This window comes from Belliella buryatensis (assembly GCF_900188245.1).
GTDB classification, from domain to species: Bacteria; Bacteroidota; Bacteroidia; order Cytophagales; family Cyclobacteriaceae; genus Belliella; species Belliella buryatensis.
In genome coordinates this window covers 59,893-73,873 of record NZ_FZOK01000015.1, presented here as the reverse complement: position 1 = coordinate 73,873, position 13,981 = coordinate 59,893, and the positions used below count along the sequence as shown (strand labels likewise).

The following is a 13,981-nucleotide window of genomic DNA, read 5'->3' as shown; positions in this document are numbered from 1 at the left end:
TTTGTGAATTATGGTTTGATGATGATCAATTTTTGGCCGACTCTGATGTTATCATTGCTCAGGTTGTTCCACCTTTTGATATCGTCGATTTTGACGCTGTATCTTTGACTGATTCGGAATAGGTTTTCACCTTGCGCTACTGTATGGGTAAGTCTTTCAGAACTAGACATGGGATTGGTAGTAGCAGGAGTGGGTTCTGTTGGCGCTGATGTAGGAGATACGCTACTTGGCGCTGGTTGGTTAGCGCTAGGTTCCTGTATTCCCAATTGTCTTTGCTGATTGAGAGGGAGGATGGTGATATCTTCTCCCCTTTTCCTATGCTCTTGTAAGTTGAGCACCATTCCTGGCACCAAGCTCCTATCACTTCGAATTCTGTTTTTGGCTTTCAAGGAAGAAAGCTTTATTCCATACAGCTGAGAGATCGACCAAAGTGTTTCTCCTTGTCTTACTATGTGGATTTCTGCATCAGCACTGCTATTTTTTGCCTTGGTGTAATAGTAGGATCCAGCCTGTATATTGTCTCTTCGACTCAGGTCATTGACCCTTCTTAGTTTGCCTTTTCTGATGCCGATTTGATCAGCAAAATTTTCTTGAGAAGTAGCCTGAGCCGCTTGTACTGCTTCGATATTGTTAACCTTGATTTGATCTGGCTGACTGGCCCATTGGGTGTTACCTGTAACTTTAGGGTATTTTTCTGGTTGGCTTTGGCTGTATCGTGTGGTTTGAGCAGTTGTGCCTGTGGTACTCGTTGTTGTCGAAGTGGATGCAATGACAGGCCTGCTAGGTGCTGCACCAGATTTGAGGAAGATAATGGAGTAGGTTTTGTCTCCTGGGATTTGGCCATTGCTGGTCCATTTATTATACTCTCTCAGGTGGCTTTCTGTCACTTGCAGTCTAGCAGCTACGGCTTTCAAAGTAGTAGGGCCCTGCACACTCACCTCTTCCAAATATCCTGTGTTAGACACAGGTCTTCCAATTTGTCCTTCAAACGCAATTTTATGTGCTAGAAATTTCTTGAAATACCAATGCGTGTTTCTATCTAATTCTACCACTTTCTTACCATTGTATTGAGTGCCAAAATAGGCTTTTGCACCACCTAAACCCATTTGATAGGCTACCAAACCACACATCCAGTTGTCAAATTGGCTATTGTTCTTTTTGAGGTAGAGTGCCGCACCCTTTGTGGAGGAAACGATGTTTTTCCTTTCGTCGATTAAATTATCTACTCGTAAAAAAACCTCTTCTGCTGTCCCTTTCTTAAATTGCCAAAATCCAACTGCATTGGAGGTAGAGACAGCATCAGCAATCAGGCTACTTTCTTGGATCACGAGATACTTGAGATCTAATGGTACGCCAGCAGCTTGCAATTCCCGCTCTACAAATGGCATATATAGATTCACTCGGTCTAGCTTGGTTTTGAAATAGTTTTGATTTCTATGTAGGGCATCTACATCCAGCTGAATCTCCCTACGCGCTTGTTCGTTGAGTCTTAATGTTAAGTCAGCAAAACGGATTTCTTTTGGAACTTGAGGGATTTGTGCCTGCGCCGAGCTGTTTACAAAGGTCAGCATGGCGAAAAGTAACAAAGCGGTTTTAGTTAGATTTTTGATCATAATTTTCTTGCTAGCATGATTCCGTCTCTGATGGGTAGGAGTACATTTTCTACTCTAGGGTCTTCCTGTACCATCTGATTGTACTCCAGAAGTACTTTGGTGTCTTTGTCGATTTTTTTTCCTTCTTCGACCAATACTTTCCCAGACCATAGTACATTGTCTGCCATGATGATTCCACCTTTGTTCATTCTTTCAATCACTAAATTGTAATAATTGATGTAATTGGCTTTGTCTGCATCGATGAAAACCATGTCAAAGTTACCGTCAAGGGTTGGGATGATATCCAAGGCATTTCCAAGCCTGTAATCTATTTGAGCAGCCAAACCAGATTTTTCAAAAAATCCTTTTACCATTGGGGCAATTTCATCATTGATATCTAAGGTGATTAGCTTTCCCTCTTTTGAAAGTCCTCGTGCCATGCAGATGCCCGAATAGCCCGTGTAAGTACCTATTTCCAAAATCACTTTTGGATTATGCATCTTCACAAGAAGCTCGAGTACCTTTCCTTGAAGCTGTCCTGAAAGCATCCTAGGCATCATGACCTTAGCATGTGTTTCTCTGGTGATATACTTCAAGAGCTCGTCTTCTTGACTAGTATGACTTTCGCAATAGGCTAAGAGTTCGGGAGCAATGAATTCCATTTTATTTTGGTAAGTAAGTTAGGTAGCTGAGTTGATTGGGGTCAAATACTTCATTGGCAATGTCCAGCAACTCTTCAGCAGAAGTACTTCTGATCGTATCAAAGATACTATCTAAGGAATCGATTTTACCTTTGTCAAGTAGGTTTTTGCCAAAAACCAGCATCAAGGCGGCATAATTTTCCTCAGCCATAGCCATTTGTCCGATTGCTTGTTCCTTGGCCATGTGAAGCTGCATGGTGCCTAGCTTTTGGGTACGGAGCTTTTCCATTTCCCGCATGACCAATTTCTTGGCTCTTTTGACAGTATTCTCTTCGGTGCCAAAGAAAATCCCAATAAACCCCGTGTCAGAATAGGTCTGATAGGAAGACTCCACAGCGTAGACATAGCCATGTTTTTCCCGAAGAGAGAGGTTGAGCCGAGAGTTCATGCTCGGTCCTCCAAGAATATTATTGAGCAAGTAGAGTTTGAATCGTCTCGGGTCATAGAGGCTGTAAGCGGTTTTTCCAATAGCACAATGTGCTTGGCTAATTTCTTTCTCTACGATCTTAATCTTTGGTTGGTATTGAACATAGCTATTTCGCACATAAAGACTCCTTTTAGCAGGGATGCTAGATAAGTAGCCTTCTACTTGCTGTAGTACTTTTTTGAAGCTGATATTACCTACTACAGAAAAGACGATTTGTGTGGTGTCTAATCTTCTAGATATAAAATCGAAAAAATCCTGTTGGGTAAACCGACCTACTGTCTCCTCAGTGCCCAAGATATTTCTCCCTAAAGCATGTCCTTCGAATACCAGTTCATCAAAATCATCCTGAATAGAATCCTCAGGTGAATCTCGGTACATAGCCATTTCCTCCAAGATGACATGTCGCTCTTTCTCTATTTGTTTTTCCGGGAAAATGCTGTTGAAGGTAATGTCACAGAGGAGTTCTGCCGCTTTATTGAAATGCTCTTTGAGTACACTAGCGTAGAAGCAGACTTTTTCTTTGGTCGTGTAGGCATTCAGCTCGCCACCTAGAGATTCTAGTCTATTGATGATATGGAACGCTTTCCGTTTTTTGGTGCCTTTGAAGGCCATATGTTCCCAAAAATGCACCAAGCCCTCCTGTTCTTTGGTCTCGTCTCTGCTGCCAATATTCAATATAAATCCAGAATGAACCATCCTCGTATGTGGGACTTCCATGTGGATGATTCTGATTCCGTTTGATAGTTCTTTGAGGTTGTATTGCATCTCTTATGATTTCGCAATTAATGTACAAAAATATAATAGTTTTAATGGTTTTCGGTTCAATTTTAGTGTAATTCCAAGTTTTAAGCCTTAGAAAATTATATTTGTATATAGAAAGTAAAAATCAAAAGACAATATGAAATATAACCCACTTCCAAAAGAGCTGTATATCAAAAACCGCAAGAAGTTGACCGAGAAATTACCAGCGAAATCTGTTGCTGTTTTTCATTCGAATGACATCATGCCAACCAATGCGGATGGAACCATGCGGTTCAGACAGAATAATGATATTTTTTACCTGAGTGGAATTGATCAGGAAGAATCCATATTGATTCTTTGTCCTGATTTTCCCAATCCTGATATGCGGGAAGTGCTTTTTTTAAGAGAGACAAACGAACATATAGCCATTTGGGAAGGTCACAAATACACCAAAGACGAAGCACTAGAAGCCTCAGGAATTCAAAATATTCAATGGCTAGCCAATTTTGATCAGGTACTCAATACCTTGATGTCGCTGAGCGAAAATGTATTTTTGAATACCAACGAACATCTGCGAGCAGATGTACAGGTAGAGAGTAGAGATGCGAGATTTATCAAAACTTGCAAAGAAAGATTTCCGCTTCATAACTATCATCGTGTAGCGCCTTTGATGCATCAGTTAAGGGCTGTAAAAGAGCAAGAGGAGATCAATCAAATGCAAATTGCCTGTGACATTACTGAAAAAGGCTTTAGAAGAATCCTCTCTTTTGTAAAACCTGGAGTGACTGAATATGAAATCGAGGCGGAATTTATCCATGAATTTATTCGAAACAGAAGTAAGGGTTTTGCTTACGAACCTATCATCGCTTCTGGTGCAAATGCCTGTGTATTACATTACATCGAAAATAAAGAAATTTGCAAGGATGGAGACTTGATCCTTTTTGATGTTGGAGCTGAATACGGCAACTACAATGCTGATATGTCTCGCACTATTCCTGTGAATGGTAGATTTACCAAAAGACAAAGGTCAGTTTATGATGCTGTCCTTCGGGTGCAAAGAGCAGCTATGGATATGCTGACACCAGGCACAAATATTCAAGACTATCACAAAGAAGTGGGATTGATTATGCAGTCTGAGTTGGTGAGTTTGGGCTTGATCGATCAGACAGATATCAAAAACCAAGATCCAAAATGGCCTGCATACAAAAAATACTTTATGCATGGTACTTCTCACCATTTAGGTTTGGATGTGCATGATGTGGGCACGATGCATGAGGCGATCATTTCAGGAATGGTTTTCACCGTAGAACCAGGGATTTACATTCAGGAAGAAGGTTTGGGAATTCGATTAGAAAACAATATCGTCATCCAAGACAACGGTTACTTCGACCTGATGCGCAATATCCCGATAGAAGCAGAGGAGATTGAGGAACTGATGAATAAAGGATAAAGCGTATCTCGCAAAGGTGGAGGAGGAGCAAAGGTGCGCTGAGTTTTGTTTTTCGCCTGTGGATGCGATGAAGCAAGATTCAAGACAAAAGACACAAGAACCAAGATATAAGAAAATAGAAGCTTGAGACGAGATGTTAGAAGTAAATTCTAACAACTACGAAGTAGTTTAACTTTGAAGCCCCGGGTTGCAACCCGGGGATTGAAGTTGATGATGAGGACAACAACCCCGAAGCGCCTGTCCCGAGTACCGAGCTATCGGTACGGGAGGTTGAACTTCTTTATTTTTAGGAAAAAGTAAAGCTTGTTCACTGTGCTTCTTTCATTTTTATACTATTTTTTCAAATACACAACCTCAATAAAATCATATATAAACTAATGATTTTAGACTATAAAGTCGGATTATAGGCAATAAATACTTTTAAATTAGAATTTTTCCGATATTAATTATTTCAAAAAATACTTGGAACTAAAATCAATTTCAATTAAACTTGAAGCAAATAAATTAATTAACAAAAAAGTACACTTTTATGAAAAAGTTTCTATCTATCTATCTATCTATCTATCTATCTATCATTTCTACACTATTAGCACAAAAATTTTTATACATGGATTTCAAATTTTTAATGCAAATGAAGAGTGCAATATTTCTTTTATTACTTCTTTTGAGCTTTCAAGTCAATGCTCAAGATCAATTAAAAAATAATATCTATTCTACATATTCACATGTAACTGGGGATAGATATTCTGGTGGCAGTTTTATAGGTCAGGGATATACCATAGGATATAGAAGATATTTGAAAGATAGAATTTACGCTGATTTTTCTTATGGAAGATTAGATTATGAAGGTCAAAACAGTGTTTTCTTTTTATCAAAAGAAGAGACTGGTCGTTTTGATATGCATTTCTTTACATTAGGATTTGGATACGATTTAGTTCAAAAGGAAAAATTTATTTTATCCACCGAAGCAAGTTTTCTTAGGATAAGGAACCGGATGCTAGAAAGTCAAATCGGAGAAGGAGACAATATTACCTTTCGCCAAACAAATAGATTTACAGATGTCACAGCAAGGGTTGGGTTGAAGGCAAGGTTTTTCTTAACAGATAATCTTCAATTAATTCCTTCCATAGCCTATGGTTTTCAAATCGAACAATTTGAAACGAGTTGGCTAAACATCGGCTTAGGATATTCATTTTAATTAAATGAATCTGAAAGTTCTCTAGATTTAATTCTAGAGAGCTTTTTCAATTAAATGTGTTATTAAAATTTGAGTAAATGAAAAGATTAATAATTTTAGCAGCCTTTTTATCAGTTTTTACTTTTAATACAAATGCTCAAGAAAGCAGAGAAAAGGAACTGATCTACAGAATTGGGGTAGGGCCTGGGATTGAAGGGAATGCTGGATTGTGGACGATTAACTTGATAAATGAATTGAGCTATTATGCTACTCCTCGATTTTCTATCAATCCTTCTTTTACTTTTATGGCATCAGTTGAAGATTTTGACCTAAGTGGCAGATATTGGCAACCTGTGCTCAATGGTGAAAATACTGAATCATTTGTTGCCAGTCTTTTTACAGACGTCAGGTTTCAATATGATGTGATTAAGACTGAAAAGGACTTCCGACTAGGCATAGGCTTTGGTCCATCCTTCCAATATGGAGGTGATGGAATACATGGAGGTTGGGGTTTGAATGAGTTTGGGAACTATAGTAGTTTTTGGTTAGTGGAAAGACATGCAAGGTTAGGCTATGTGACCCAAGTGACCTTCGACTGGCAAGGTAAAAATCTAAATCGAAGAAATACCCTAGGTATCAGCATGTCCTCTTTTGAAGGCTATTGGCCATATTATTTGATGGTGAATTATAGGCTTGGATTTAAGCTATGATTAAGTCTGAAAAGTAGTATGATGTTATTGTTTTGGGAGTATAGTTTGTTAGACCTGGCAGGTTTTGAAAACCTGCCAGGTCTGCATTCCTCCTAAGATTTTGTGTTTTTAACGATTACATCAATCTCGATTTCCACACTACCCTTGATCCCAAAGGGATCACATGTATATAGCATCGAACATTGCATGAAGAGTACGACCCCGACGGGGTCGAATTAACCCATTATATGCTTCTCCCATAAGCATGGGACATCTACAAGGTCAAACTTTTTGATCTGAAGTCCATTTTTTAAAACATTTAACCACCTTGATTACGAAGCGAGGAAATGGTAAAATAAAAAAGCTGACCCTGATAAGGGTCAGCTTTTTTGTCTCAAGCCTTATATCTAAAAAGAATTATCCTATAGAAATTCTCTTAAAAGCAGCTACAGTCATTCCTTTGCTTACTTTGTCTAGGTACTGAGCGATAGATAAAGAACCATCTTTCACAAATGCTTGGCTAAGCAGTGTGTTTTCTTTGTAGAACTTGTTCAATTTACCCAATGCGATTTTTTCAAGCATTTCTTCAGGCTTACCTTCTTGTCTAGCTTGGTCTTTACCTACTTCGATTTCTCTCTCGATCACAGAAGCATCTACACCGTCTTTGTCAACAGCTACTGGATTCATCGCAGCAATTTGCATTGCTACATCTTTACCAGCCTCTTCTACGTCTGCACCGCTAGTGTTTGTCAAAGCTACCAATACACCCAATTTACCATTGGAGTGGATGTAAGGAACTACCGCCTCGTCTTTCACTACTTCAAAGTGAGAGATTTCGATTTTCTCACCGATTTTACCAGTCAATTCGATGATTTTCTCTCCTACTGTGATTCCTTCAAAAGGAAGTGCTTGGATGTCTGCAACAGAACTTGCATTATTTTCAGTTGCCAATTCCAAAGCAGTGTTAGCAAAAGCTACGAATTCTTCGTTTTTAGCAACAAAGTCAGTTTCACAAGTCAAAGAAAGCAAGTATCCTGTAGTACCGTCAGCGCTAACTTTGGTTACGATTGTTCCTTCTTTGGTCTCTCTATCAGCTCTAGAAGCAGATACTTTTTGACCTTTTTTTCTAAGGATGTCAATAGCTTTTTCGAAATCTCCTTCAGCTTCGGTAAGGGCTTTTTTACAGTCCATCATACCGGCACCGGTCATTTGTCTCAGTTTGTTTACTTCTTGTGCAGTAATAGCCATTGTATTGTCAATTTATGAGATTAAACTTTTTTCTATGTGATTTAGATTTGATATCCCATCGTGACGGACTACCAGATCTTAGTTGATAAAAACAAAAAATTGAACACAGGTGAGTACCTTATGTTCAATCTTTTGTAATGTATTTCAAAGTAGTGGATTACTCTTGTGTATCAGCGTCCACAGCTCTTTTTGCTTCCTCTTCTTCAGTGAGTTTAGCATCTTCTTTGTCTTTCTTTCTTTCAGAAAGTCCTTCTTCGATAGCTGCGCCAAACGCTTTTACAAGCAAAGAGATTGATTTGAAAGCATCGTCATTGGAAGGGATAGGGAAGTCTACCTCGTTAGGGTTAGAGTTCGTATCTACCAATGCGAATACAGGGATACCAAGCTTCTGTGCCTCGGCGATAGCGATGTGCTCTCTTTTGATGTCTACTACAAACAAAGCAGCTGGAAGTCTTGTCAGGTCAGCAATACCACCCAAAACTGATTCCAATTTTTCTCTTTGTCTAGTGATCATCAGACGTTCTTTCTTCGCTAAGTTCTTGTAAGCGTCTTCTTTCATCATTTTGTCGATGGTAGACATTTTCTTCAAGGATTTTCTGATTGTAGCGAAGTTAGTCAACATACCACCCAACCATCTCTCGGTTACGTAAGGCATATTAAGTCTTCTAGCTTCATCGGCTACCAAGTCTTTCGCTTGCTTCTTAGTCGCAACGAACATGACTTTTTTACCTGAGCGTACGATCTGCTTGATTGCGTTGGATGCTTCGTCTAGGCAAACAAGCGTTTTGTTAAGGTCGATGATATGGATACCGTTCTTCTCCATGAAGATATACGGAGCCATTCTCGGATCCCACTTTCTAGTTAAGTGTCCGAAGTGAACACCAGCATCCAGTAAGTCTTTATATTCTATTTGTGCCATTAAAATATGATGTTGTTTCGATATAAAATGTAAAGAATCTCCAGATTAACGTTTAGAGAACTGGAATCTTCTTCTTGCTTTTCTACGTCCTGGTTTCTTACGTTCTACCATTCTGGAGTCACGTGTTAAGAAACCTTCTTTTTTCAATGCTTCTCTGTGGTCAGCGTTGATTTCGCAAAGTGCTCTGGCAATTGCCATTCTTGCTGCTTCTGCTTGACCTTTGATTCCGCCACCGTCTACGTTGATTTTGATGTCATAAGCTCCATCTTCGCCAACTAGGGCAAGAGGCTGCTTTACTACGATCTGGTGCAGATCAAATGGGAAGTAAACTTCGATGGTTCTGTTGTTCACAGAAATCTCACCTTTGCCTGGTTGCATGTAGATTCTCGCAACAGACGTCTTTCTTCTACCGATTGTGTTGATAATTTCCATAGACTGCTTTGATTAGAATTTATGTTCTTTAGGTTGCTGTGCAGCATGTGGGTGCTCAGGGCCATTGTACACAAATAAGTTTCTGTACAATTGTCTTCCAAGTCTATTTTTTGGAAGCATACCTCTTACTGCTTTTTCTACCAAGATTGAAGCCGATTTGTCTTTCAATAGTCTTGGAGTAGAAATACGCTGACCTCCTGGATAACCTGTGTGACGAACATATACTTTTTCGTTCCACTTTTTACCAGTCAATCTAACCTTGTCTGCATTGATGACAATCACGTTGTCTCCGCAGTCTACATGAGGGGTATAAGAAGGCTTATGCTTACCTCTCAAGATTTTCGCTACCTCACTAGAGAATCTACCTAATACTGCAGCCTGGGCATCCACTACGATCCAGTTTTTTTCTACAGTTGCGGCATTCGCTGATACGGTCTTATAGCTTAATGTATCCACTGTGTAAATGTTTAATTATGAGCTTGTTAAATATATTTCACCCTCAAAAAGGGACACAAAGATAGAAGTAATTTCTTTTTAATGCAAAAGAAAGAACATTATTGCCCACATTTTCACGGCTTTACTTCAGTTTTTTTTGAAAGTTGGTGACTTTCTTCTAAAAACCTGCAACAATCCAAGCTAATGCGGGTCTAAATATTTATTCTATCTGTTTTTCTCCAATTGCTTGACTAAAACGTCAAAATCTTTCGGATATGGAGCAATCACCTCTATGCTTTCTCCTTTCACTCCTTTGAAATTCAAGGCGTAAGCATGAAGCGATACGCGTTGCATGATGGGTTGCTCCTCTGTGTTTTTTTTGAGGTTGAATCGCCTTTTGAGTTCTGATAGATAAAGTGGCTTTCCTCCGTATGTTTCATCTCCACAGATGGGTGACTTCAAGTAAGCCAGATGAACCCTGATTTGATGAAGTCTTCCGGTGACCGGTTTGCATTCTATTAAGGAATGCTTGAAATAGGTCTTCACTGTTTTGAAATACGTCTGTGCCGGCTTACCATCTTTGCTGACTTTGGCGATTCCCTTATTGTTGGCGAGTAGATTTTTGTCCACTAATACATCTTTGTAATCATGGATTCCTTCTACTACTGCATGATAGATTTTATCAACTTTTCTGTCTTCAAACTGGATGGCGATATTACGGTAGGCTTCAGGGTGCTTGGCTATTGCTAGGCAGCCCGAAGTCTCCTTGTCCAGACGATGACACACCTGGGCATCAGGGGTGTATCCTTTGGCCAAGTCCAGAATGTTCTGGGCCTCATGCCGGTCATCCAATGTCGATAAATATGGAAGCTTATTGATCACGAGGTAATCCTCATTTTCAAACAGAATGAGATCTTTAAAATCAATTTTCTTCATGCAGCTTCATTTACCAATAAGGGCGCAAAAGTATGGAAATAAATCAAGTAGAAGAAATTTTAACAAAAGAATATTTTGGAGGAGCTTGAAAAAACTCCGAAGGAGTGACCGACATATTAACCATGGGTTTCAGCCCATGGTAAAAGACGTTAGCGCAAGTGCTGAGTGCCGTGAGTACGGACGATTTGAAAATTTGATCTTTCCTTTATCCTTGACATTTACACTTTTATTTTACCTTTGGGATAGGAAAAAGCAAACGAATGAACAATCAAATACTCAATTCTAAACTTCGTACCGTCAATGTCATGCGCTATGTCATGCCATTGCGGGAAGGGGGTTCTTTGCCTGCTTTGGCAGATGCGGATGATGGATTTAGCTATGTATTGAAGTTTAGGGGAGCGGGTCAGCGTGAAAAGGCATTGATCGCTGAGTTGCTTGGGGGAGAAATTGCCAGATTGCTTGGCTTTAAAGTTCCTGAATTGGTTTTTGCCAATTTGGATGAAGCTTTTGGAAGATCAGAGGGGGATGAGGAAATTCAGGATTTGCTCAAAGGGAGTCAAGGGCTTAATCTTGCACTTCATTTTCTCTCCAAGGCTTTGACTTTTGATCCTGGTGCTACACAGGTAGATTCGATTTTGGCATCGAAGATTGTTTGGCTAGATGCATACATCACGAATGTGGATCGGACTTTTCGAAATACCAATATGCTGATTTGGAACAGAGAACTTTGGCTGATTGATCATGGCGCTTCTTTCCTTTTTCATCATTCTTGGGACAATTGGCAAAAGCATGCTGAAAGTCCCTTTACTACGATCAAAACACACGTCTTACTTCCTAATGCAAGCGAATTTAAAGCAGTTGACCTAGAATTTAGGAAAATTCTTACTCCTGCGGCTATCCGAACCATCGTTGACTTGATCCCTGATGAATGGATCTTGGCATCTAGAGATGTGGAAGATGCAGAAGAAGGAAAGGCGATCTATGAATCGTTTTTAATGAAGAGATTAGAATTTTCAGGAGTATTTATAAAAGAGGCGGAAGATGCAAGGAAAGCACTTATATGAATATGCCATTCTGAGAGTTGTGCCTAGGGTAGAGCGCGAGGAATTTATCAATGTGGGTGTCTTGCTCTGCTCCAAGAAGGAAAATTTCTTGAAATGTAAAGTCAGTCTGGATATCTCAAAGCTCAAGGCTTTAGACCCTGAAGCTGATGCCCAGCTATTTGAAAATTATCTCGAATCCTTAGATCAAATCTGCCAAGGCAAAGCAAATGGTAGCCCCATCTCACAGCAAGATACGCCTTCAAGATTCCGCTGGCTGACAGCCAACCGAAGTTCTATGATTCAAACCTCCCGACCGCATGGCGGTTTTTCGGATGATTTAGAGGCTACTTTGGAAGAACTCTATGATTTATTTGTCGCTTGACTCTTTCTTTTTTTCCACTGGCAGGGAAAAACTGAAAATAGAGCCTTTGCCCAATGTGCTGCTGACTGCAATTTTGCTTTGGTGAGCTTCTAAAATATGTTTGACAATCGCCAATCCCAACCCTGTACCGCCTTTTTCTCGAGAGCGACTTTTTTCTACCCTGTAGAATCTTTCAAAAATTCTTTTCAGATCTTCAGGCGGTATTCCTTGACCGTTATCTTTTACCTCGACACTATGTTGGCTCTTATTCGTTTGAAGAATGACTTCTACTTCGCCACCATCGTGATTGTATTTGATGGCGTTAGAAATCAGGTTTTGACATACTCTGAATATTTTGTCTTTGTCAGCTGTCGTGAGGAAGGTTTTGGACTTATCATAGAAAAATCGAATCAAAACATCTCTCTTCGCAGCTTTTTGCTCCAATTCTTCAATTACTTCTAAGATCAAATCTTTCAGATCAAATTTTTCAAAGTGAAATTTAATCACACCGCTTTCCATTTGATTGAGCGTAAGTAAATCCTGAACCAGTTTGTCAAGAGAGTTGAGGCTTTTAGCTGCTCTTTTTAGGAATTTGTATCGCACTTCTTCATCATCGACTGCCCCATCCAGAAGTGTATGAATAAAGCCTTGAGCAGCAAAAATTGGTGTCTTGAGTTCATGCGAAATATCAGCTATAAACTCTCTTCTGAAAGTTGCGTTTTTCTGTAGTGTTTCTATCTCTTTGTTTTTGGCAAGTGCATAAGAGTTGATCGTCTTGTTGATTTTGCGCAGAGGCGAAATGGATGTCCTGGCAGATTTCTCGTTGATAGAAGAAAGATCTTTCTTTTGAATTTTATCTAATACTGTGTAGATATTGCTTATTTCCTTGAAAATCAAAAATTCTAAAGTGACATTCATCAGGATATAAGAAACCGAAAATGAAATAGCTCCTGCCACCAAGAGGAGTGTAGCAGTGGCGTCATCCATTAAGTACAAAAATGCTACCGTCAAGGCAGAAATGGCAATAGCCAAAATAAAAGAGATCCCCCTTGAAGTGGTAAGCATGTGTGATTAGATCAGTTCAGTTCGAATTTATACCCTACGCCTTTCACAGTAGTGATGTAATCGTCTCCGATCTTTTCTCTTACTTTTCTGATATGCACATCGACGGTCCTAGCCAAGACAAATACATCGGCACCCCAAATATTCTGCAAGAGTTCATCTCTACTGAAAACCATATTAGGGTTTTTTGCAAGGAAATACAAAAGTTCGAATTCTTTTTTGGGTAAAATGATTGTTTTGCCACTTTTGTCTATAGTGTAGCTTGTGCGATCTATGGTAAGATCCTTGATTTTGATTTGGGTGAGTTCTTGCTCTTTTTTGGCTTCTCTTCTAAAAAGTGCTGCTATTCTGCTCATCAAGGCTCGCGGTTTGATTGGCTTGGTAATATAGTCATCTGCCCCAACATCAAAAGCCGCAACCTCAGAATATTCCTCAGATCTTGCAGTAAGAAATATGATAAAAGTGTTTTTGAGTTCAGGTATTTCTCTAATTTGTCGGCAGGTCTCTACACCATCCTGATTGGGCATCATGATATCTAGAAGGATCACGTCAGGTTGGAATTTGGAGGCAATTTTCACACCTTTCATTCCGTCTTCAGCTGTCTCTACTTCATAGCCTTCTTTTTTGAGATTGTAACTCAGAATCTCTATGATATCTGGTTCATCATCGACTACAAGGACTTTGACTTTCTGTTTTTCGCTCATGGCTATGCCGCTGGTTTCTGGTTTAATTCTGACGCTAATTTAGAAAAAGACCTCACATAAATTT

15 protein-coding genes are annotated in these 13,981 nt (G+C 39.5%); 5 read left to right on the top strand and 10 right to left on the bottom strand.

Going from position 1 to position 13,981, the window contains the following annotated elements; genetic code table 11:
• Nucleotides 1–8: 8 nt before the first annotated feature.
• The 3 genes from CHB66_RS14875 to CHB66_RS14865 are packed head-to-tail and all read right to left on the bottom strand — an operon-like array spanning nucleotide 9 to nucleotide 3,485.
• A complete protein-coding gene (locus tag CHB66_RS14875) occupies nucleotides 9–1,613 on the bottom strand; it encodes a LysM peptidoglycan-binding domain-containing protein (protein ID WP_089242210.1) in 1,605 nt (534 codons plus the stop codon).
• Nucleotides 1,610–2,254 (bottom strand): O-methyltransferase, encoded by a 645-nt coding sequence (locus tag CHB66_RS14870; RefSeq protein ID WP_089242209.1) that lies wholly within the window; start codon nucleotides 2,252–2,254, stop codon nucleotides 1,610–1,612. Before CHB66_RS14870 ends, CHB66_RS14875 begins: the two co-directional genes overlap by 4 nt.
• 1 nt (nucleotide 2,255) lies before the next feature.
• Nucleotides 2,256–3,485 (bottom strand): M16 family metallopeptidase, encoded by a 1,230-nt coding sequence (locus tag CHB66_RS14865; protein WP_089242208.1) that lies wholly within the window; start codon nucleotides 3,483–3,485, stop codon nucleotides 2,256–2,258.
• Between the two features lie 133 nt (nucleotides 3,486–3,618).
• Between CHB66_RS14865 and CHB66_RS14860 the strand changes: the two genes are divergently transcribed.
• From CHB66_RS14860 to CHB66_RS14850, 3 genes are all read left to right on the top strand, one after another.
• The gene (locus tag CHB66_RS14860; protein WP_089242207.1) at nucleotides 3,619–4,911 is read left to right on the top strand and encodes an aminopeptidase P family protein; all 1,293 of its coding nucleotides are present in this window, start codon (nucleotides 3,619–3,621) and stop codon (nucleotides 4,909–4,911) included.
• Between the two features lie 529 nt (nucleotides 4,912–5,440).
• On the top strand, nucleotides 5,441–6,109 hold the full coding sequence (locus CHB66_RS14855; protein ID WP_089242206.1) for a hypothetical protein: 669 nt from the start codon (nucleotides 5,441–5,443) through the stop codon (nucleotides 6,107–6,109).
• A gap of 77 nt (nucleotides 6,110–6,186) precedes the next feature.
• Nucleotides 6,187–6,798 (top strand): hypothetical protein, encoded by a 612-nt coding sequence (locus CHB66_RS14850; protein WP_089242205.1) that lies wholly within the window; start codon nucleotides 6,187–6,189, stop codon nucleotides 6,796–6,798.
• A gap of 396 nt (nucleotides 6,799–7,194) precedes the next feature.
• Here the strand turns inward: CHB66_RS14850 and tsf are convergent, their stop codons facing one another.
• The 5 genes from tsf to CHB66_RS14825 all read right to left on the bottom strand — a co-directional run bounded on the left by tsf (nucleotide 7,195) and on the right by CHB66_RS14825 (nucleotide 10,747).
• The gene (tsf, locus tag CHB66_RS14845; protein WP_089242204.1) at nucleotides 7,195–8,025 is read right to left on the bottom strand and encodes a translation elongation factor Ts; all 831 of its coding nucleotides are present in this window, start codon (nucleotides 8,023–8,025) and stop codon (nucleotides 7,195–7,197) included.
• Nucleotides 8,026–8,182: 157 nt separating this feature from the next.
• Nucleotides 8,183–8,944 carry a 30S ribosomal protein S2 gene (rpsB, locus tag CHB66_RS14840; RefSeq protein ID WP_089242203.1) on the bottom strand — a complete coding sequence of 254 codons (762 nt, stop codon included), beginning with the start codon at nucleotides 8,942–8,944 and terminating at the stop codon, nucleotides 8,183–8,185.
• 45 nt (nucleotides 8,945–8,989) lie between these two features.
• Nucleotides 8,990–9,376, bottom strand: a complete 387-nt coding sequence (gene rpsI / locus CHB66_RS14835; RefSeq protein ID WP_076502815.1) for a 30S ribosomal protein S9 — start codon at nucleotides 9,374–9,376, stop codon at nucleotides 8,990–8,992.
• 12 nt (nucleotides 9,377–9,388) lie between these two features.
• Nucleotides 9,389–9,832 (bottom strand): 50S ribosomal protein L13, encoded by a 444-nt coding sequence (rplM, locus tag CHB66_RS14830; RefSeq protein WP_076502814.1) that lies wholly within the window; start codon nucleotides 9,830–9,832, stop codon nucleotides 9,389–9,391.
• Between the two features lie 204 nt (nucleotides 9,833–10,036).
• Nucleotides 10,037–10,747 (bottom strand): RluA family pseudouridine synthase, encoded by a 711-nt coding sequence (locus CHB66_RS14825; protein ID WP_089242202.1) that lies wholly within the window; start codon nucleotides 10,745–10,747, stop codon nucleotides 10,037–10,039.
• 260 nt (nucleotides 10,748–11,007) lie between these two features.
• Here CHB66_RS14825 and CHB66_RS14815 point away from each other — a divergent pair, with 260 nt between their 5' ends.
• Nucleotides 11,008–11,811 (top strand): HipA family kinase, encoded by an 804-nt coding sequence (locus CHB66_RS14815; RefSeq protein WP_089242200.1) that lies wholly within the window; start codon nucleotides 11,008–11,010, stop codon nucleotides 11,809–11,811.
• Complete coding sequence (locus tag CHB66_RS14810; protein WP_089242199.1) at nucleotides 11,789–12,172, top strand: DUF3037 domain-containing protein; 384 nt, start codon at nucleotides 11,789–11,791, stop codon at nucleotides 12,170–12,172. The genes CHB66_RS14815 and CHB66_RS14810 overlap by 23 nt, the downstream gene beginning before the upstream one ends.
• On the opposite strand, the gene CHB66_RS14805 is transcribed toward CHB66_RS14810, so the two are convergent.
• Together CHB66_RS14805 and CHB66_RS14800 are read right to left on the bottom strand one after the other, a co-directional pair.
• A complete protein-coding gene (locus CHB66_RS14805; protein ID WP_089242198.1) occupies nucleotides 12,158–13,216 on the bottom strand; it encodes a sensor histidine kinase in 1,059 nt (352 codons plus the stop codon). The genes CHB66_RS14810 and CHB66_RS14805 overlap by 15 nt on opposite strands.
• Nucleotides 13,217–13,227: 11 nt before the next feature.
• A complete protein-coding gene (locus CHB66_RS14800; protein ID WP_089242197.1) occupies nucleotides 13,228–13,917 on the bottom strand; it encodes a response regulator transcription factor in 690 nt (229 codons plus the stop codon).
• Nucleotides 13,918–13,981 lie beyond the last annotated feature (64 nt).